Annotated in this window: 19 protein-coding genes; 4 read left to right on the forward strand and 15 right to left on the reverse strand. The window is 58.3% G+C overall.

Annotation, left to right across the window (positions count from 1 at the left end; all coding sequences use genetic code 11):
* Window positions 1-87: 87 nt before the first annotated feature.
* The 8 genes from AC3WWR_RS09430 to AC3WWR_RS09465 form a co-directional block, all read right to left on the reverse strand.
* Window positions 88-1,395 carry an amidohydrolase family protein gene (locus AC3WWR_RS09430; protein ID WP_020798197.1) on the reverse strand — a complete coding sequence of 436 codons (1,308 nt, stop codon included), beginning with the start codon at window positions 1,393-1,395 and terminating at the stop codon, window positions 88-90.
* 201 nt (window positions 1,396-1,596) lie between these two features.
* Window positions 1,597-2,874 (reverse strand): cytochrome P450, encoded by a 1,278-nt coding sequence (locus tag AC3WWR_RS09435; RefSeq protein ID WP_020798198.1) that lies wholly within the window; start codon window positions 2,872-2,874, stop codon window positions 1,597-1,599.
* A 139-nt stretch (window positions 2,875-3,013) separates the two neighbouring features.
* Window positions 3,014-3,517 (reverse strand): carboxymuconolactone decarboxylase family protein, encoded by a 504-nt coding sequence (locus AC3WWR_RS09440; protein WP_020798199.1) that lies wholly within the window; start codon window positions 3,515-3,517, stop codon window positions 3,014-3,016.
* Window position 3,518: 1 nt separating this feature from the next.
* A complete protein-coding gene (locus AC3WWR_RS09445; RefSeq protein ID WP_020798200.1) occupies window positions 3,519-4,694 on the reverse strand; it encodes a thiolase family protein in 1,176 nt (391 codons plus the stop codon).
* Entirely contained in the window at window positions 4,691-5,593 is a 903-nt protein-coding gene (locus AC3WWR_RS09450; protein ID WP_020798201.1) for a 3-hydroxyacyl-CoA dehydrogenase, read from the reverse strand. The genes AC3WWR_RS09445 and AC3WWR_RS09450 overlap by 4 nt, the downstream gene beginning before the upstream one ends.
* A gap of 13 nt (window positions 5,594-5,606) precedes the next feature.
* Complete coding sequence (locus tag AC3WWR_RS09455) at window positions 5,607-6,458, reverse strand: fumarylacetoacetate hydrolase family protein (protein WP_020798202.1); 852 nt, start codon at window positions 6,456-6,458, stop codon at window positions 5,607-5,609.
* Window positions 6,458-7,522 carry an amidohydrolase family protein gene (locus AC3WWR_RS09460; RefSeq protein ID WP_020798203.1) on the reverse strand — a complete coding sequence of 355 codons (1,065 nt, stop codon included), beginning with the start codon at window positions 7,520-7,522 and terminating at the stop codon, window positions 6,458-6,460. The genes AC3WWR_RS09455 and AC3WWR_RS09460 overlap by 1 nt, the downstream gene beginning before the upstream one ends.
* A 345-nt stretch (window positions 7,523-7,867) precedes the next feature.
* Window positions 7,868-8,599 (reverse strand): TetR/AcrR family transcriptional regulator, encoded by a 732-nt coding sequence (locus AC3WWR_RS09465; protein WP_020798204.1) that lies wholly within the window; start codon window positions 8,597-8,599, stop codon window positions 7,868-7,870.
* Between the two features lie 183 nt (window positions 8,600-8,782).
* Here AC3WWR_RS09465 and AC3WWR_RS09470 point away from each other — a divergent pair, with 183 nt between their 5' ends.
* Window positions 8,783-10,414, forward strand: a complete 1,632-nt coding sequence (locus AC3WWR_RS09470; protein WP_020798205.1) for an ATP-dependent acyl-CoA ligase — start codon at window positions 8,783-8,785, stop codon at window positions 10,412-10,414.
* Window positions 10,415-10,616: 202 nt separating this feature from the next.
* Here AC3WWR_RS09470 and AC3WWR_RS09475 read toward each other — a convergent pair whose 3' ends face one another.
* Window positions 10,617-11,417, reverse strand: coding sequence for an SDR family NAD(P)-dependent oxidoreductase (locus tag AC3WWR_RS09475; RefSeq protein ID WP_020798206.1), 801 nt, complete (start codon window positions 11,415-11,417; stop codon window positions 10,617-10,619).
* 101 nt (window positions 11,418-11,518) lie between these two features.
* Here AC3WWR_RS09475 and AC3WWR_RS09480 point away from each other — a divergent pair, with 101 nt between their 5' ends.
* Window positions 11,519-12,259 (forward strand): DUF2889 domain-containing protein, encoded by a 741-nt coding sequence (locus tag AC3WWR_RS09480; protein ID WP_020798207.1) that lies wholly within the window; start codon window positions 11,519-11,521, stop codon window positions 12,257-12,259.
* Window positions 12,260-12,343: 84 nt separating this feature from the next.
* On the opposite strand, the gene AC3WWR_RS09485 is transcribed toward AC3WWR_RS09480, so the two are convergent.
* The 4 genes from AC3WWR_RS09485 to AC3WWR_RS09500 all read right to left on the reverse strand — a co-directional run bounded on the left by AC3WWR_RS09485 (window position 12,344) and on the right by AC3WWR_RS09500 (window position 16,232).
* Complete coding sequence (locus tag AC3WWR_RS09485; protein ID WP_020798208.1) at window positions 12,344-12,919, reverse strand: aromatic-ring-hydroxylating dioxygenase subunit beta; 576 nt, start codon at window positions 12,917-12,919, stop codon at window positions 12,344-12,346.
* A gap of 94 nt (window positions 12,920-13,013) precedes the next feature.
* Window positions 13,014-14,414: a Rieske 2Fe-2S domain-containing protein gene (locus AC3WWR_RS09490; RefSeq protein WP_020798209.1), complete on the reverse strand. Its 1,401-nt coding sequence runs from the start codon at window positions 14,412-14,414 to the stop codon at window positions 13,014-13,016.
* A gap of 121 nt (window positions 14,415-14,535) precedes the next feature.
* The gene (locus AC3WWR_RS09495) at window positions 14,536-15,534 is read right to left on the reverse strand and encodes a fumarylacetoacetate hydrolase family protein (RefSeq protein ID WP_020798210.1); all 999 of its coding nucleotides are present in this window, start codon (window positions 15,532-15,534) and stop codon (window positions 14,536-14,538) included.
* Window positions 15,531-16,232: an SDR family NAD(P)-dependent oxidoreductase gene (locus tag AC3WWR_RS09500; RefSeq protein WP_020798211.1), complete on the reverse strand. Its 702-nt coding sequence runs from the start codon at window positions 16,230-16,232 to the stop codon at window positions 15,531-15,533. The genes AC3WWR_RS09495 and AC3WWR_RS09500 overlap by 4 nt, the downstream gene beginning before the upstream one ends.
* A gap of 139 nt (window positions 16,233-16,371) precedes the next feature.
* Here AC3WWR_RS09500 and AC3WWR_RS09505 point away from each other — a divergent pair, with 139 nt between their 5' ends.
* Complete coding sequence (locus tag AC3WWR_RS09505) at window positions 16,372-16,770, forward strand: Zn-ribbon domain-containing OB-fold protein (RefSeq protein WP_020798212.1); 399 nt, start codon at window positions 16,372-16,374, stop codon at window positions 16,768-16,770.
* A complete protein-coding gene (locus tag AC3WWR_RS09510) occupies window positions 16,770-17,960 on the forward strand; it encodes a thiolase family protein (protein WP_020798213.1) in 1,191 nt (396 codons plus the stop codon). The genes AC3WWR_RS09505 and AC3WWR_RS09510 overlap by 1 nt, the downstream gene beginning before the upstream one ends.
* Before the next feature lie 9 nt (window positions 17,961-17,969).
* Here AC3WWR_RS09510 and AC3WWR_RS09515 read toward each other — a convergent pair whose 3' ends face one another.
* Both AC3WWR_RS09515 and AC3WWR_RS09520 read right to left on the reverse strand, forming a co-directional pair.
* Entirely contained in the window at window positions 17,970-18,755 is a 786-nt protein-coding gene (locus AC3WWR_RS09515) for an IclR family transcriptional regulator (RefSeq protein ID WP_020798214.1), read from the reverse strand.
* Window positions 18,756-18,842: 87 nt separating this feature from the next.
* Window positions 18,843-20,429, reverse strand: a complete 1,587-nt coding sequence (locus AC3WWR_RS09520) for an MFS transporter (protein WP_033040044.1) — start codon at window positions 20,427-20,429, stop codon at window positions 18,843-18,845.
* Window positions 20,430-20,436 lie beyond the last annotated feature (7 nt).

Raw genomic sequence — 20,436 nt, forward strand, 5'->3', positions numbered from 1 at the left:
GGCGCAATCGCCTCGAACGAAGCGACCACAGAACGGCAACCGCTCCTGCAGTCGCCGATGGCCGGCGACTGCAGGAACAGCGGCAACTTACAACGCGGTTTGCGCGTCAGCCTGGGCGAACATCGCATTGATGTCGCCGGAGGTAACCGGCTTGTTGTCGTGGCGACCATGATCGGCACCACCCAGGCCCAGGGCCGGCTCGATGCTGACGTGGGTAGCCTGGGCCCGCAGCGCGCCGACTGTGCAGTTTTCTCGACCGTGAATGGAGAACGGATCGAAGGAGAATTCACGCATCGCGTTCAAGTGAGTGACCTTGTCGATCATCTCCTTTGGCAGGTGCTGCAACCCTTCCCACGCTGTTTCCGGCGAGTTTGGCCAAGTGCAGTCAGAATGCGGGTAGTCGCTTTCCCAGGTGACCATGTCGGCGTTCAAGTAGTCGAGGTTCTTCAGGCCGAAGTTGTCTTCGATAAAGCAGGTGATGAAGTGCTTGTTGAAGATGTCACTTGGCATCTTCCCGCCGAAGTTGGAGTTGGTCCACGCGTTGTGATGACGGTGGGTGAAGTCCGCGCGCTCCAACAGGTAAGGAATCCAGCCGATGCCGCCTTCGGAAAGCGCCATGCGCAGGTCCGGGAACTTCTTCCACATCGGTGCCCAGATCCAGTCCGCCGCGGAGTTGGCGATGGAAATCGGCATGGAGGTAATCCAGGCGTCGATTGGCGACATATCCGATGCGTGTTGGGCTTTCACACCGGTACCGATATGACAGCAGATAACCACTTTATTGTCGCTGCAGGCCTTCCACAGTGGATCCCAGTAATCGCTATGGATCGACGGGTAACCGTGAATCGCCGGGTTATCCGACAGCGACAGCGCGTGCACGCCCTGTTTCGCCAGACGCGCCACTTCGGCAGCGGCGGCTTTCATGTCCCACCACGGCACGATCATCAGCGGAATGAAGCGGCCAGGCGCTGCGTTGCACCAGTCGTGCAAATGCCAGTCGTTGTAGGCCTGGATGGCTGCCATCGACACATCGCGGTCAGCGTGGACCTGGAAGCGTTGCCCGGCAAAGCCCGGGAAGGTTGGAAAGCACAATGAACCGAGCACGCCGTTGGCGTTCATGTCGTCGACACGGTCCTTGATGTTCCAGGTACCACGGCGCATTTGGTCGTAGCCCAACGGCTCCATGCCGTATTCCTCTTTCGGTCGACCGACCACGGAGTTGAGGCCCATGTAGCCAGTGGCCTGCTCCTCGAAGACCCACACGTCACGATCGCCTTTCTTGACCACATGAGGTTCACGCCCCTTGAAGCGCGCAGGCATGTGGCGAGCAAAAGCATTCGGTGGCTCGATCGCGTGGTCATCGACACTGACGAGAATCAGATCTTCAACTTTCATTGTTTTCCCCTTCGCATTCGGGCTTGTTGTTGTGCCTGAATCATAGTGCACATCTCGACTTAATTAAACACATTTTTTGAATGTGTTCATATTAATTCCGTTGCGCGGGAAAACCCTTGAGGCAGAATGCGTTGAACCGCGGCAGGCGCAAGACCTGTCGCGGTTCAACCAGACGATTTACAAGAGGGTTATGGACGCCGTTCAGTCCCATAACACATGCAGGTAATGCGGACCGCGCAGCTGTGCACCGACGATCTGGGGCCCCGGCTTGTCTGGGTCAAGGCGGATATTGGGCATCAAGTCGAGGATCGCATTCAGTGCGCAATTGATCTCGGTCTTGGCAACGAATTGACCGATACACATGTGTGGGCCGAAGCCGAAGCCAAACGAAGGTTTTGGTTTGCGGTCGATGTCAAATTTATCGGCGTTTTCGAACGCGTCTTCATCGCGGTTGGCGGAGGTAACGATACATTGCACCATTGCCCCTTTGGGGATCGGCACACCGCGAATCTCCAGATCCTTGGCGGCCTGGCGCACCTTGAAGGTGGCCACGGGCTCAAAACGCACCGCTTCATCAATGGCCTTGTTTACAAGGCTACGATCATTGCGCACCCGCTCCAGCACATCCGGATTTTGCAAAAGCAATGTCATCAAGGTTCCGAAGGTGCGGGTCGTGGTTTCGCTGGCAGCCGGGAGCAGTGAGCGCACGAAGGTGGTGATCTCATGATCGTCCAGGGAACGTCCCTGGTACTCGACGCCGATCAGCCGGCTGATCAAATCATCCCCCGATGCACCCGCAGCCCGACGCTCCGCCACCACCACTTTCACTACGTCATACAGCGCTTGCGCGGCGTCCATGGCTGCGCCACGGGCGGCGGCGGCCTTCTGCGGGTCGACTTGCGGACCGGCCAGGATTGCCAATGCCCAGGCGGCGTATTGCTCGATTTGCTCAGGGCGATCCTCAGGAAAGCCGATCAAGGAGTAAATCACCCGGATCGGGAAATACAGGGCGAAGTCCATCAGGTCGGCGCCCTTGTTCGCCACCATCGGCTTGATGTATTCCTCGCGAATCACGCGGTCGATCCTGGTTTCTTTCCAGCGATTGACCGTCTCCGGCATGAATACCGGTTGCAGCAGATTACGCATGCTCTTGTGAGCATCACCATCCATTGCCGTGAGGATCAGGCCATCGAAAAACGCCCCCAGCCCTTCGGCGATAAAACCACTGGTAAAAGTACCGGCGTCACGCATGACGGCCATGACATCGTCGTATTTGAACAGGGTAAAGGTTGGTCGATTGGCATCCAGGCCGGCAATCGATGGCACGCCCAGACGGGCCATGAAGTTGTCCTGGAGCACAGGCGAATTGGCGCGCATCTCGCTGTAGGTCGCGTGAAGATCGATATCACTGGTGCCGCGATAATTGCTAGCGACGTCGGTAAATACCTTGGTCAGGTCGCTCTGTACCGGTGTGGACATGATCGTCTCCGTTGTTATTGTCATTATTTTTTGAGTCAGCCTGCAGAAGGCTATACCTTTCGGCTAATAATAGGCCTGAGCAGGACAGTATTAGACACTTCTCAATAATTCGATCAACTATTTTAGATGAGCGACCTGCTCAGTAGGCCTGCTGCACCAATGTCATGCGGCCACCCGCCAACATCAGCGCGCAGTACATTCCAAGCTCTACCACTTGGGCGGTGGAGAAAAACGCGCCCAGTTGAGTAAATTGCTCGTCATCGATGCTCAGGTAATCGCTGGCAAACAACTCGGCGTAGCGCAGCGCTGCACGCTCGGCTGGCGTGAAGTACTCGCTGTCCGTCGCCATGCATGCAATATCCTCATCCGTCACACGGTCGGATTTGCGCGCCAGCTGGCAGGCCTTGCAGGTGGTGATGCTGGCAATTTTCAGCCGCACCAGTTCGCGCAAGCGCTCATCCAGCAGACTGTCGCTGTGCAGGCTCTCCATTAAGCCCAGCCAGGCCAACGCCACCTTTGGTCGATGTGCCCAGACCTGCACCGGCGTCGTAGAGCTGAGCATGCGACTGCTCTGACCACGCTCGACCGCGTCTTGCAACGCGGCAGGCATGGCATCCAGGGGAATCAACGGCAAGCGAGCCATCTCAATCGAGCCGTTCGATGATGGTCGCCGTGCCCATGCCACCGGCGCAGCAAATGGCTTGCAACCCATAACGCCCGCCACGGCGCTCGAGCTCATTTAACATCGTGGTCATTAAGCGAGCGCCGCTGGCCCCCAATGGGTGTCCGAGGGCAATGGCGCCACCATTGACGTTCAACTTACTGTGCGGCACACCGGTCTCCTGCATCCAGGCCAGCGGCACGGAGGCAAAAGCTTCGTTGACCTCAAACAGATCAATGTCATTGATACTCAGTCCTGCCTTGGCAAGTACCTTTTGAGTAGCGGCAATCGGGCCGGTGAGCATCAATGTCGGGTCAGAGCCGACTGTGGTGAAGGCCACGACACGCGCTCGTGCTTTGAGGCCGAGCTTTTTCGCTGTGTCGGCACTCATCAGCAGCAACGCTGCCGCACCGTCGGAGATCTGCGACGAGTTACCAGCGGTGATGCGCCCGGTGTCCGGACGAAAACTGGTTTTAAGTGTCGACAGTTTTTCCCGCGACGTATCACGACGAATGGTTTCATCTTGACGCAACACACCAGCGGGTTCCGACAGCTCTTTTTCGCGGAGTTCTTCAACCACCACCGGTATGGTTTCATTATCGAAATAACCGGCATCGCAGGCAGTCGCTGCACGCTGGTGACTGGCGAAAGCGAAATCGTCCAGCGCATCGCGGCTGAGCGCCCACTTGTCAGCCATACGCTCGGCCGCCTCCCCCTGACTGGTCAGCTCATAACGTTGCGCCGCCATCCAGCCAAACGCCGCGCCGTGGATCTCACGGTTACTGCCCATGGGCACGCGACTCATGTTTTCCGCGCCACCGGCCACCACAATATCGGCGGCACCCGCCGCGATGGCGCCAACGGCCATATGCACAGCCACTTCACCCGAACCGCATTTACGGTCGATAGTCAGCCCCGCAACGGTGACCGGCCAGCCAGCGCCGAGTAACGCCGTGCGGGCAATATTGGCGGACTGTTCGCCAATTTGCGTGACATTGCCGAAGATCACGTCATCGACCAACGTCGGCGAGACATCGACCCGCTCCAGCAAACGGCTGATCACCAACGACCCAAGGTGATCAGCGCGTACGCCGGCAAGGCTGCCGCGGAACTTGCCGATGGGCGTACGTACCGCATCAACAATGACGATGTCTTTCATAGCGCACTCGCCTTGAGCCCCGAGCCCGGTACTTGCTTACCCTCTTCATAGCGGTAAACCCCGTGTCCTGACTTGCGCCCCAGTCGTCCGGCGGCGACCATTTTGATGATCAGCGGGCAAGGTCGAAATTTTTCGCCCAAGGTCTGGTGCAAATAACGCAGTACCGACAGCCGCGTGTCCCAGCCGGTCAAGTCTCCCAATTCCAATGGACCCATCGGGTGGTTGAAGCCCAGGCGCAGCGCCGTGTCGATGTCCTCGGCGGTTGCGGTGCCTTCCTGCAGCATCCACATCGCCTCGTTGCCCAGCAGCGCAGACATGCGACTGGTGGTCAGTCCTGGCGACTCATTGACCACGATCGAGGTTTTACTGATCTGCTCGCACAGGGTGCGAGTGCGCGCCACCACTTCATCGCTGGTGGCCAAACCACGCACCAACTCCACCAGTTTCATTTTGTGCACGGGGTTGAAGAAGTGCATGCCGATCACGCGATCGGCACAGTCCACCGACGCCGCAATCTCGGTCACGCTGAGGGCCGACGTATTGGTGGCAATAATGGCATCCGCCGCCAGCAGCGGCGCCGCCTGGCCAATCACCGCCTTCTTCACCGCCAACTGTTCGGAGACCGTCTCCACCAGCCAGTTGGCCCCCATCGCAGCTTCGCTCAAGTCGCTACACGTCAGCAGATTGGCCAGCGATTGCTGCGCTTGTTCTTCGCTGACCTTGCCCAGACGCACGCCATCGGCAAGGATCTTTTCGATGCTTGCCCGGGCGTTCGTCAACGAGACGGCATTGGTATCGACCAACAGCGTATTGAAACCTGCGCTTGCGAACGCATGGGCAATACCGGTGCCCATCAGACCGGCACCCACCACGACTACTTTTTCTTTATTGGCGTTCATGTTTGGCTCTCGATTAGGCGCGGTTCTTTTTACTGACCACATTGCGCAACGTGCCAATGCCTTCGACGCTGGCTTCGACCACATCGCCTTCCTTGAGGAACAGGCCGGTGCCCATCCCCACTCCCGCCGGCGAGCCAGTGAACAGCACGTCGCCACTGGCAAAACTCGAACGCTGCTGCACGAAGCGAATCAGCTGGCCAACATCCCAGGTCATTTCACCGGTTGAGCCGTCCTGACGCACTTCACCATTCACTTTCAGGGTCAGGCGCAAGTGTGGTGAGCCCTCGGGAAACTCATCCTTGGTCACGATCCAGGGCCCAAGACCGGTGGTCTGGTCCTGGCTTTTGGCGGCGAAAAGGTCCATGCCTATACCTGCCGGCCCACTACGCTGCAGGTCGCGCGCGCTGACGTCATTGCCGACGGTGTAGCCGAGCACGCAAGCCAGTGGGTTTTCCAAGTCGATTTCTTCGGTGCCGATGACGGCCACCAGTTCAACTTCGTGATCGAGCTCTTCAGTTAACGGCGGGAAACGGATCGGGTCATTGGCGCCAATCAGCGCGCCATAGGCCTTGAGAAAAGCCACCGGCTGTACCGGCGCCTGCAATCCGAATTCCACCAGGTGCTTGGCGTAATTGGCACCCGCCACTACCACCCGATTGATCGGTTCAATCGGGGGCAGCAGGCGCACCTTCGACAACGGCAGCGATGGCCCGGCAAAACGCACCGAACTGATACCGCGCCCGGCGGCTACCGCCGGTGCCCAATCCTTGAAATCACCGGAAATGGGTGTCACTTGATCTTGAGCGACATCCACCACGGCCCAAAAAACGCCGGTAGAAAAATACTCACATCGCGCCAGTTTCATCAGCCACCTACCTTGCCCAACTTGGCAGGATCCAGGTGCAGCAAGCGGCATGCGTTTTCATAACGGATCTTGCGCATGTCCGCATCGGACAACTGCAGACCGTGTGTCAGATCGTGGCGCACGGCATCGCTGCCGCCGAAGTTGCTGCCGTACAGCACATGGTCCGCACCGATAATGTCGACCAGAGCCTGGCGCATCGGCACTTCATGCAGCTCTACGTCGAAGTAGAAGTTTTTCATGTACTCGAGCAGTGGCTTCTTGTTGTATTTAACGTCGAGGTTTTCATTGGTCTTGGCCAGGCGACCGAGCTGGTACGGGACATAACCGCCGCCGTGGGTGATGTAGACCTTGAGGTCAGGGAAGCGATCCAGAACGCCGCCGCAAATCAGGTTCCAGAAACAACGGGTTTCGTCGTATTGCATGCCGACGATAGCGGTGGTTTCGTAGCGGTCGCTGTTAGCGTTCTTGCCCCAGGTAACGGACTGGTTATAGCCGTGTACAAAAATCGGCAGATCCAGGTCACAGAGGGTTTTCCACACCACATCAAGTTCCGGCGAATCGAATTCCAGACCGCCGAAGTTGGCACCGCCAGCGACCAGGCCCTTGGCTCCCAGCTCTGTGCAAGCGTGACGTATTTCAGCCGCCGCCGCTTCAGGTGCATTGAGCGGTGCATGAGCCCAGAACATCAGGCGATCAGGGGCTGCGGAGCAGTATTCGGCCAGCGTGTTGTTGACGGTGCGGGCGAATGGCACGGCGAATTCGGCTTCAGTCCAATACATGTAGCAATGGGACGGGACGGAAACCACCTGCAGGTTCTGCCCTGCGGCATCCATACCGGCCAGGCGCACTTTTGGGTCAGCCCAGCGTGAAAAATATTCCTCAAGCTTGGGACCATTACCGGAGCGCACGGCAGCCTTACGCTCTGGCGACCCGAGACCAAGAATCCAATCACCTACACGCAGCTTGATATCGCCGTCGGCGTGTTGCTCGAAGAACGGCCCCCAGTGCGGGTGCTGGTTGTAATAGCCAGGGTGGGGTGCGTGGGCGTGTAGATCGATAAGCATGTCTAGGTACCTCGAAGTTGGCACTTTTTTATTGGTTATTGGCGCAGAGCCTTCACGTGACCAGGATCAAACTGCCGCGAAAGGGGAAGCCAGGGGCTCACTGCTAAGACCAGAGCTTAAATTTAAATTGAGCAGAAATCAAAAATCTGTTCAGTTTATTTTCAAGACGCGTGAAAAAGCCCGAGCCAGAGCCTTCGCCAGATGTCAAAAACACTTCGCAGAGTCAAAAAATGGACGCAGAAAGGAAAAATCGCGGCACGCAGGCGAGAGAAAATTATCAGGCGGAAACGAAAAGCCCCCGAAATACGGGGGCTTTGCCTATAGCGCAAGGGTGTTGGTCGGCAGTTAGCGACGAGTGCGGGAGGTGGAACCCATGATCAAGGCACCGAGCAGTTTTTTCACCCGTACCGGGAACAAACGTCGCCCCGCCGCTTCCGGCACCAGGATTTCACTCAACACGTATCGAATGATCATTTCGCAGATCAGCTCACGGTCAAGACGGACCCCGAGGCGCTCATCCCAATCGTCGAACACGATGCCCAGGCCATCCTGAAAGCGCACGATCGAATCGTGGAAAATCCGCCGAAAGAAGCCCAGTGCGTAGTCAGGTGCAACCACCAGCAACCGCCGGGCTCGACTCTGCTCGAGGTAGTTGTCGAGATAGGCAAACAGCGCGTTGAGGCGTGCTTCCGGGTCGCTGATATGGCCCAGCTCCTGGGACAGCGAACTGTGGAAACTTTCGCGTTTATGCCGGGAAAAGGTGTCGAGCAAGTCTTCCTGGGAGGCGAAATAGCGATAAAAGGTACCGCGCGAAACACCGGCCACCTGGCACACATCCAGGATCGAAATACGATCCGCACCCGACATCAGCACCACTTCTTCAGTGGCTTTAAGAATGTTGGCAATGGTCTCTTCCGAACGGCGGTTCGGCTTGACCTTGGGGCCTGCCACGCCATTGGCGGCGGTACGTCGCTCCACCGGTTTTACCGGAGTCATCCCTGCATCAGGCAGCGATTTTTTTTTCGTTTTGGAGGCTGGCGTCGGCGCTTCTGCTTTCTGGGATGCGGCTTTTGGCATGGATTGACGGGCTCATTGAGAGTAAAGATAGATCAACACTAGCACAGGATCTGTGCATAAATAAGATTTCATGTTCAACTTATTGCTAAAGACATTTCCATATTTTGTATTTAGAATCAAATTCTCTCATCAAAATAAAATCAGGCAAACCAGCAGCTTTAGGCGCCTAAAAGGAGAATATTCATGGGCAGCAGTGGCAATCCAGAAACCTGGGCAGTGGGAGAACGAGACACTGTCATCGAAGCGCTAAGTCGTGCAGTAGCAAGGCATCCAGACAAGATTTTGTTGGATTTCAGTGGTGAGTTATACACTTATGCTCAGGTTGACTCACTATCAACAAAGATGGCCAACGCCCTCGCTACCCTGGGCGTGAAAGCCGGTGAAACCGTGCTGACGATGCTCGATAACAACATCGACGCTGTCACCACCTGGTTGGCCATCAATAAGCTCTGCGCCGTGAGCGTGCCGATCAACACCGCGCTCAAGGGCGAGTTTCTGCGTCACCAGATCGCCGATACCGGCACTGCAGTGGTGATTTGCGAAGCAGCCTACCTGCCACGCATCACACCGCTCGCCGAGCAACTGCAGGACGTCCAGCACATCCTTCACCGAGGCACGGTCGATGCGATCCCCGAATGCCGAATTCGCATTGCGCCACTGGATGAATGGCGCGGCCATGACGCCACTCCACTCGTCAATAAACCGCAACCTTCAGACCTTGCCTGCCTGATTTACACCTCAGGCACCACAGGCCCTTCCAAGGGTTGCATGATCAGCTACAACTTCATGTGCAACCTGGCACGCTTGCAATTGCGTGCCGGTCCAGCCAGTGCCGATGACGTGACCATCACGCCATTGCCGCTGTTCCATATGAATGCGCTATGTGTATCGATCATCGCCAGCATTCTGGTGGGCGCGCGCGCCGCCATTCTCCCGCGCTTCTCCGTTTCCAATTTCTGGCAGGAAGTGGAACGCTCCGGCGCTACCATCGCCTCGATCCTGGGTGGCATGGGCGGTCTCCTCGCCCAGGCGCCGGATAACGAAGCGATGCTGCGTTGTGTCGGGCAGATCCATACCGCTCGAGGCAACCCTTACACCGAAGAAACCAAAAAGATCTGGCGCGAGCGTTTCGGTACCAAGCTGGTGGGCGGCAATGGCTATGGCCTCACCGAAGCCTGCGTTATCACCTCATTGGCTGCCGGCGAGTACGCCGCACCGGGCTCTTCGGGTAAACGCATTGCGGATTTCGATGTACGCATCGTCGACGACCTCGATCAGGAAGTTGCGCCAAACAGCGCCGGCGAAATTGTGGTTCGTCCGCTGCGTCCGGACATCATGTTCCAGGGCTACTGGCGCCGTCCGGAAGACACCCAGAAGCTGATGCGCAACATGTGGTTCCACACTGGTGACATTGGCAAGTTCGATGACGATGGCTTTTTCTACTTCGTCGATCGCAAGAAGGATTATCTGCGCCGCCGAGGCGAAAACATTTCCAGCTTTGAAATGGAAGCAGCCTTTGCTGTTCACCCGGCATTGGCCGAGGTCGCGGTACATGCAGTGCCATCGGATAAAGGCGAGGACGATGTGAAAGTCACAGCGGTGCTGCATGAAGGCGTGACCCTGGATCCGGAGCAGCTGTTCCATTGGGCCACCGAATCGGTGCCTTACTATGCCCTGCCCCGCTATATCGAATTTCGCAGCAGCTTGCCGAAGAACCCCCAGGGTCGGGTGTTGAAATATTTGCTGCGCGATGAAGGAAAAACCGCGACCACTTGGGACTTGGAAACCACATCGATAGTGGTCTCCAAAAAATAATAGTCTCTAGCTGGCTGCAGTTGGCCATCCAACATAGAAAAGCCCGCTTTGAAGCGGGCTTTCTCGTCCATTGGGCCTGGTGTCGCCGTTGTAGGAGTGAGCCTGCTCGCGATGAACTTAAGGACAACGCGCTCTACAGAACGTACACGTTATCGTTAACGTCCATCGCGAGCAGGCTCGTTCCTACATTGATCTGTTGAATTCAATACTCACGCACAGGAATGCCTTTGGGACGGGAGTTATAACCCGGCAGATGCAGGCCTCCGTCGACGTGAATGGTTTCGCCCGTGATGAAACGCGACATCTCGGACGCAAGGAATACCACCACTGGGCCAATGTCGGCTTCAGGCTCGCCACAACGGCCCAGTGGACGCATGGAAGCAGACATCTCGGCAAAGCCGGGGTTCTCTGCGGCGAGCTTGTGAAAGGTGGCACCCATTGCCGTAGGAGCGATGGCGTTGGTGCGGATGTTGAACCGCCCCCACTCGGATGCAGCACTGCGGGTCAGCCCGACAATGGCCGACTTCGCCGTGTTGTAGTCGCCATGCAACCAGGCACCGATTTCGATATCGATAGAGTAGAAGTTGATGATCTTGCCACCGCCCCGCGCCTTCATATGAGGCAGCGCGGCTTTCATCGCCCACCATGCAGCCCACACTGTAGAACCTAGGGTTTGCTCCAGCATGGCATCGGTTTTTTCTTCCAGGAGCACATTGGGGGTGGGCGCAAAGGCGTTGTTGACAAGGATGTCCAGCCCCCCGAATTGATCGACGGCCAATTGCACGGCGGCCTCGATATCCGTTTTGCTGCACACGTCTGTCTTGATGAATACAGCCTGGCCACCTAACGCTTTCAGTTCGGCGACTACGGCCTCTCCACTGGCGACATCCAGTTCGGCGACCACTACGGCAGCACCCTCTTTGGCAAAGTTCAGCGCAATACCGCGCCCAATCCCGCCGCCTGCACCGGTAATCAGCGCAACCTGTTCATTTAGCAGTGCCATAGCCACTCCGTTTTTTGTTTTTTTGTGAACATTATTGGTTATAGTGTCTAAATATAGCGTATTTTTTCAAGCTAAACAGTATTGGAACAAGGATATTGAGGATGACTGTATTTCGTCGGCGCATAGACATCATTGCTCACCCTGTCGATGGCACAGGTGAAGTCCGCGCGGCTCTGGAAGATGACTTTCACCACTTCCGTGTATGGGTTCGCCACCACGAAGGCGAAGTGACTGCCATTGGCGGTGAAGCGCTGCGCTACCCCTTTTCCATGTGCCCACAGGCTTGCGGCCCATTACAGCTGTTGTTAGGCATGAAACTGGACCGGATAGCCCACTCAGTCACCCGGCAGGCCGACGCCAGCCATCAATGCACCCACCTGTTCGACTTGGCGGGCCTTGCCATTGCAGCCGCCGCACGCGGCACCCACCAGCGACGTTATGACATCAACATCGGCCGACGCATCGCCAATCGCACCCGCGCAACCTTGATATGCGATGGCGTTGAAGATCTGGTCTGGGACGTCGATGGCACATTGATCGAAGGTCCGATGCCCTATTCCGGCATCAATCTTCGCGAAGGCATGGCTCGCTGGGCACTCAATACACTCAACGAAGAAGTCGCCGAAGCGGCCCTTTTACTTCGTCGCTGCACGCTGATCTCAATGGGGCGCGCCTTCAACCTTGATGAGGAGATTCACGCCGCAAGCACCGCGCTCTGCTACAGCCAACAGCCCGTACGCGCCGAGCAGGCACTGCGAATGAAGGGATCTACCCTGGATTTCACCCATGAACAACTCAAGTTGTGCGCCGAGGACCAGGATTGGTTGAGACAAAGGCCTTAACCAGGCTGCTTCTGGCGCAAGAGCTACACGACCGACAACTGCCAGGCCCGACGATCCGGGTTCGCCCCGGACCGCCGATATGACTTAGAGGAAGACGGCCAGGTTGGGTGTGCCGAGCACCGCCTGGTCGAGGATGACTTCACGCCGGGAAAGCTTGAACCCCGCCTCATGCAGACGCAGCACGTCACGTCGCTCACCACTGATGACGTCAACATGGTGATCGTTGAAACGGCTACGGGTCAGTAGCAGGTAACTGGTCACCACAAACTCATCGCTCTTGTCGGTTTCTTCGACAAACACGTTGGTCACCAAACGCCGGGTACGCGAGGGAGGATCTTCCGCCCAGGCGCTTTTACCGGACAGGCGCAAAATGCGGCCCATGATCGAACGGTAGTCATCGTGATAGTGCTGGACACTGCGCACAATGGTGGTTCTCAACTCGGACGCCACGCGAGTCTGGCGTAGCGGCACGGTGTACACCAGGTCGGTGTCCAGGCGTTCGGCCCACTCCTGCAGGCGAATCTGGTCGAGCAGCGTGGCTTCCTCGTAGAGAAAGGTCACCACATCGTTGTAGATTGGCGAGCCCACCGGCACCCGCTTTGTGCCGACTGGGGAACCCGGCTGGATATCCTCCACGCCGCGTTGTTGAACCTGAGCCATGAGTCACTCCTCACTTTTATTCTTGTGCTTGTAAATGCTGTATCCGGCGACTGCGGCCCGCGGGGGCCGCTTTCGAACCAGGCCTGGCGAACGCTTATTGGTCGTCCGAGGCGGTCATCAGTTCGTGCCAGTACAACCACCAGTGCCACTGGGTATCGTCCTTGGTAAACCCTTCATTGACGATGCCGGGGCCTGGCCAACCCTCAGGTGCTCCGGTTTCAAAGCATGCCTGGTATTTCAGCGTGCTCTTGCGGCCCATCGCGCCTTTGGCGGCCAGGGTCATGTGCGGCCAGGTATCGGAGTCATCCTGCTCGACCATGCCCGAGGTGCCGAACAACTGGATGGTTTGCTTGAGCATCTTGTCGCGCAGTTCAGGGGATGCGTCTTTCTCGGCAAACACCCAGTTGACGAACTCTAGCTTGTCCGGGCCGCGCGGCACGTAAGCGTGCAGGGTCATCGACCCGACTACGCTGCCGTCCGGCTGCGGAATGTAGACGAAGCCGAAAAGAATGTTCGGGAACATCCCACCGACTTGCGGCGGCATGCTGGTCAGCACTTTCAACTGGTCTTCCGACAAATTGCGCGCCAGCTGCTCGACCATGTCGGCAGTCATGCCCGCAGGCGGCAATGCTTCCAGTTTTTGCTGCACGGTCAGTTCGGCAGGGTCGAGGCCGGTCAGGCGCTTGATCTTGCGCGCCAGGTCGATGCAGCGCAGCGCATGGCCGTGGGGCGAGCTGATTTCGACGCCGATCATTTCCGGGCTGAGATCGGCGGTTTCACCCTCGCCCTTCTTGGCGTAGTTGCCCACTTCACCGAGCCAACGGTGCAAGGTCAGCGTGTGGAAGCCATCGGCCGCCGATTGCTCGCCCGCGGTTTTCCAGTTGGCATTGACGACAAAGCGCTGGGGTGGACCGAGCACTTCCATGCCCTTGTCGGAACGACAGAACAACATGTCGTAATACCACTTGGCATCGCCCAGGAACTCGTCAAACGACGGTCCTTCGATGTTCCAGGTGGCAAATACCAGACCGCCATACAAGGTGACCCGAGCCTTTTTCAGACCCAGCTCTTCCTTGGGCAGCATCTTGCCGTGCATGCATTCGCGCTCGACCGGCGAGCCGATGAAATCACCATTGGGGCGGAAGGCCCAGCCGTGATAGATGCATTTATGAATTTGCGTGTTGCCGCAATCGGCGGTGCTGATGCGCATGCCGCGGTGCGGGCACACGTTGAGGGTGACGAACACCTCGCCCTGCTTGCCACGGGCAACAATGACCGAATCAGACCCCATGTCACGGACCATGAAGTCTCCGGAATTGGGGATTTCCGACTCATGGCCCAGGAGTACCCAGATCTTGCCGAAGATTTTCTCCATTTCCAGCTCGTAAATTTCGCGGTCGGACAACACGCGCATTTGTACTTCACGGCTGGATGGATAGATCAGGTCCGAGACCTTGGTTCCATCAGACAATACGGGGCTTGTTCTTGTTAGCATGATTGCCTCCTAATCAGAGCGTCACGACAGTGGTCGCAACGAAATATAAGACACTTTCTTTATTTTTGTACATAGAATTCACTTTCTACTTGTAAGTGAATTCTTCAACATTCGTGTAACGTCAGTTCTTGCCAGTCGCGGTGCCCACCTGGGTGCGCAGCACGCCAATACCGTCGATCTCCAGCTCGACCACGTCACCGGGCTTCAAATAGCGCAATTGCTCCAGTCCACAGCCGTTACCGACCGTGCCGGAGCCGAGAAACTCACCGGGGTACAAGGTTTCCGAGCGGGACACGTGGGCGATCACGTCCTCGAAGCTCCAGCGCATGTCGCGGGTATTGCCGCGCCCCCACTCCTCCCCGTTGACCCGGGCAACCATGTTCAGGTCGTAGGGATCACCCAGTTCGTCTGCGGTCACCAGGCACGGCCCCATGATGTTGGCTGTGTCGAAATCCTTGCTCTTGGCCGGACCGAGCATGCCGGGCATTTCCAGGGCCTGTGCGTCGCGCGCGCTCATGTCGTTGAAGATGGTGTAACCGACGATATGCGAACGGGCGGCTTCACGACTGATGTCCTTGCCGCGCTTGCCGATGTAGCAACCGAACTCCAGTTCGAAATCCATTGCCCGACTGAAGCTCGGCCACTGGAACTCATCATCGATGCCGATCACCGCGAAACGGTTGCCCTTGTAGTAGATGGGCTGCTTGTTGAAAGTCTCGATCACCCGGTCGTCGGCGCGAGTGTTCATCGCCTTCAAGGTCGCTTCCGGGTCTTCGGTACGCAACGCCCGGGCGCGCCGGGCCGCCGCGAAACTCTGGCGCAGGTGCAACTCGAAGCAGGAGCAATCGCGCATCTGCGGTGGCGGTTGGATCGGTGCGCGAAGTTTCACACTGGCGCGCTCCAGCACTGCCGCCGAGGGGGCCTTGGCCACCAGGGAGCGGGCCAACTCCAGCGCCGGCTCACCGGCTTCCACCAGGGACAGAATACTGCTCAGTGCCGGGGTTTCGCGGCTTTCCAGCAAGCGGTAGGCGATTTGCAGGTCTAGCACCTGTTGGTCCTGGTTGAGCAACGCACCCGCTCGATCAAAGCCCTCGGCATCGGTATAGGTCACCAGTCTCATACGCGGCCACTCACAGGCAGCAGCGCACCGGTTACCGCAGCGGCTTCGTCGGACAACAGGAACGCCACTACCGCTGCCAGCGCTTGCGGCGTCACCCAGCGGCTGCTGTCGGCATCAGGCATGTCGGCGCGATTAGTGGGTGTATCGATGATGCTTGGCAGCACGGCGTTGACCGTGACACCACGATCTTTCAGCTCTTCGGCCAGGGCTTCGGTCAACCGGGCGACACCGGCCTTGGAGGCTGCATAAGCCCCCATACCTGCCGCGGCCTTGACCGAGGCCAGCGCGCCAATGTTGACGATGCGTCCTGCCGTGGAATCCAACAGATGCGCCAGCGCCGATTGAGAACTGACCACGGCGGTACGCACGTTCATCTGGTAGAGACGATCCCAGGTCAGCAGGTTACCGCCTTCGACCGTCTCCCAGGCAAAACCGCCCGCGACGTTGACCAGACCATCAATACCGCCCCACTGCGCGGCGATCTGCTCGAACGCAGCACTGGCCGACTCGGTCGAAGTCAGGTCGACACCGCCCAGGCACAGCAGGTTTTCCGTGTCCAGCAGGGAGGCAGGCGCCTCGCTGCGATCCAGCAACGCAACCCGGGCGCCACGTGCCAGCAGAAATGTGCCAAGTGCGCTGCCGAGGGCTCCAAACCCACCGGTGACGACTACCCTTTTGTCCAGTAACGACTGGGACATCGCGAAATCCTCTTGTTGTTGTTTTACGGTGCGAAGGTTCGATTCGCGCCTTCGTCGGTACAAATATATGACACTTTTATAAAATATGTTCAAATGATACCGTATGACTTCAAGTCAAACACTCACCTGCGGACCGCTGATGCCTAGAAAACTTCCTGCACTCAACGCCGACAACCTTGCTTTCTGGCAAGGCGGCAAACAGGGCGAACTGCTCATTCATCGCTGCGCGGCCTGCACCCAGTATTTCCATCCGCCCGCGCCGCTCTGTCCGCATTGCGCAAGCTTTGACGTGGCGCCAGAAGCGGTGTCCGGAAAAGGCAAGGTGCTCAGCTACACCATCAACCACCAGGCCTGGACCCCTGACCTTGTGGAGCCTTATGTGGTGGCAATCGTCGAGCTGGTGGAACAACCCGGCTTGCAATTCGTGAGCAACGTGGTGGGCCTGCCGGTCACGGATGTGCATATCGACATGCCGGTACGAGTCAGCTTCCTCAATGTCGAGGATGTCTGGTTGCCTCTGTTCGAGAAGGATCAGTGATGTTCGATCATCGTTATGAAAAAGACGTAGCCATCACCGGCATCGGCCAATCGGAAGTCGGCCGACCGTCGAACAAGTCAGCCATGCGCCTGACCCTCGAAGCCTGCCTGGAAGCGATAGCCGACGCCGGGCTGCAACGCAGCGATATAGATGGCGTGGGCTGCTGGCCGGGTGACAACAACAATGGCGACGCGTTTTCGCCGGTCGGCCCCAGCGCACTGAAAAGCGCTCTTGGACTCAACGTCAACTGGTTCGGCGGCGGTTACGAAGGCCCCGGCCCCCTCACTGGCGTGATCAATGGTGCCATGGCGATTGCGGCGGGCCTGTGCAAGCACGTACTGGTGTTTCGCACCATCACCGAAGCGTCGGCCCGCCTGGTCAACAAGCAAGCGAGTGCCCTGACCAACAAAACCCAGGGGCGCGACAGTAGCTACGCCTGGCAGTGGTTCACGCCTTTCAATGTGTTATCGGCGACCAATCTGATGGCGCTGTATGCCCAACGCCATTTCCATGAATACGGCACCCGACCGGAGCAGCTGGCACAGATAGCCCTGACCTGTCGCCAGAACGCCATGCGCAACCCCAAGGCGGTGTTTCGCACGCCGATGAGTATGGAGGACTACATGGCGTCGCGGATGATTTCCACTCCGCTGCGCATGTTCGACTGCGACGTGCATTGCGATGCATCGACTGCCATCGTCCTGTCGCGCCGGGATATCGCCCAGGATCAACCCAACCAGCCGATCCGCATCGAGGCCATGGGAGCTGCATTGAACCAGCCCTGGTCCTGGGACCAGATCTCCCTGACCAAAATGGCTGCCTTCGATGTCGGTCAGATGATGTGGGCACGCACTGACTACAGCCCGCAGGATGTCGAATCTGCGCAGTTGTACGATGGGTTTTCGATTTTGACCCTGATCTGGCTCGAGGCCCTGGGCCTGTGCCCCGTCGGGGAAAGCGGCAGGTTTGTCGAGGGTGGCACACGCATCGCACTGGATGGCAGCTTGCCAATCAATACCAACGGCGGACAACTATCCGGTGGACGCACCCATGGCCTGGGTTACGTGCATGAAGCCTGCCTGCAACTGTGGGGCCGTGCCGAAGGGCGGCAAACCCGCGAGCACCGCGTCAGCACGGTAGCCGCAGGGGGCGGCCCGCTGGGGGGCAGCCTGCTGCTGGTCCGGGAGTAACGGCATGGCTCAGTAAAGTACGCCGGCCACTTCGCTGCAGAACTCGATCAGTGCCTTGCCCAGTTCGGCAAGGCCCTCTTCATCGCGCTGCCCGCGGAACATCACCGCGGAAACGGTGAAGTCGATGCTGTGGGTCGGTGAGTACACAGGCGCCGCGACGGCAAGAATCCCACCCGAGAAATGCCCGTCGTCCACTGCCCAACCACGCTCGGCAGCGACCCGGACTTCTTCCCGGAAAACCTCCAGCGACAGCGGCTGGGCCCAGCGAATGGTATCGAAACTGCTTTGTACCTCGGGATCGTCGAGGTCGATCTGAGTGGCGAACAAACGCCCGCTGGCGCCCATCAGAATCGGCAGGCGCTGACCTTCGGCCATGTCGATGCGCACATCAGTCGGGCTGGCAGCGGAGCTGACAATGACGATGCGGTCGGGGCTCATCTTGCGCCAAAGGGTGATGGTTACCCGCTGGCGCGCGGCCAGGTTCTGCAGCAGGGGTTTGGCCATCTGCACGCGGTGGCCCTGGGTGACCAATTGCTCGACCAGACGCGCCAGGCCCAGGCCCACGGAGTAACGCTTGGACATGGCACTGAAGTCGACCACGTCCTCTTGCACCAGCGTGCGCAGGATGTTGAAGCAGGTGCTGGGATTGATCTTCAGTTGTCGGGCGATGTCCACCGAGCGTTCCGGTGTGCCCACCTGGCTGAGGTAACGCAGGATGCGTATCGCGTTGGAAACGGGTTTGACGAGTGTTGCGCCGGCTGATTTGTTGTTGTCGTTGACGTCGGTGAAGTCCATGCCCAATCCAGTCACTTTATAGTGTCGCCATTCTAGCCTGAGAATGAATCGCGCCGTAAAGTTTTGTCTGGGAATTATTCGAACATTTCAGCCCGGTTGTCTGACCAGAGGTTGATGGATCAGCCGGCGGGTTTTCAGGTCCTCGCGACGAAAACGTTCGATGAGACGCTCCTGGATATGGTCTGCCTGAGTCACCCGCGTCTGCTGGCGCAAGTACTCCAGCCAGGATTCGACAATGAATCGCTCGCTGTAGAGCTGCGGGTTGGCCATGTCGCGGTACAGTCGCCAGTTCTGCGCACCGTTGCGCCGGCGCGCCTTGCCTACTGCGTACACGGCAGCCAGGAAGTCATCGCAGTCCGGCGCCGTCACCTGGTACACGATCTCTACCGATACCGGTCCATCGGCATGGGACACTGGGCTGGCCAGCTGAAGTTTGTCGGTCAATTGCACTTCGGCGAAATCTGCCTCCTGACCCAGCTCCACACGACCGTTACGGGTCAACAGAATGCCGACCAGCAACAAAAGCGCAGAAAGCAACAGGCTCTGGCTCAGTCCCACGTACTCGGCCAGCGCCCCCCAGATCGCACCGCCAGCGGCCATCGAACCCATGAGGATCAACACATAGACCGATGCGACCCGTGCGCGAACCCAATTGGCGGCATACGTCTGCACAACCGTGGAAATGGTCGCATTGACCGCCATCCAGCCAAACCCTGCAAGCAACATCATTGCGCAGACCCCATAGCGGTTATGGGACAGCGCGGCGGTGAGGGTCGCGAGGGCAAAGGCGATGGCACCGCACACCAGCAGATGACGCATGCTCATGACTCGATACAGACGTGGCAAGTTGAGCGCCGCCAGCACGGCGCCCGCGCCAAGAAACGCCATGAGCAAGCCGTAACCGCCGGCGTCCATACCCAATTCCTGCTTGGCTACCAGGGGCATCAATGCCCACAAAGCGCTGGCGCAGCTGGTGAATACCAACACCTGCTTCATGGCGCTGAACAATACCGCCGAATGACGGATATAACGCAGGCCGCTGCGCATGCCTCCCGTCAGGGTTTCCGGTGGCAAGCCCACGGCTGGCGGGTTGGGTACCAGGCGAAAGAGGAAGAGCAGCACCAAGAACATGCACAGCGCGATGACCAGAAACACCGAAGTGGTGTTCCAGTAAGCAATCAACGCACCGGCCAGCGCTGGCCCCAAAGCGCGGGTCGCGTTGATGGAAATGCCGTTCAAGGACACGGCCGCAGGTACCTGATCGCGGGAAAGTACACCGACCATGGTGACCATCCACGCCGACATCCCCAAGGCACTGCCGGTGCCCAGGACAAAGGTAAACGCCAGCAATCCCCAGGTTTCCAGATGTGCGCTGTACGCCAGCCCGCACAGCACCAGCGCGGCGAACAGCATCATGCACTGGGTAATGATCAGCCAGTTGCGACGATCGACCCGATCGGCAATCACGCCGCCCGGGAAGGCAAACAGGAACACCGGCAGGGTCACGGCGGTTTGCACCAGCGAGACCATCGCCGCAGACGTGGTCAATGTGGTCATGATCCACGCCGCGGCAACTGTCTGCATCCAGATCGCCATATTGACCACTGCGCCTGCCAGCCATAAGCCGCGGAATGCTTTGTTGCTGAACGGCGCCCACGCCGACCCCTCGCTCATCATCAAT

The sequence above is a fragment of the Pseudomonas sp. EB271-G4-1 genome (assembly GCF_058791355.1).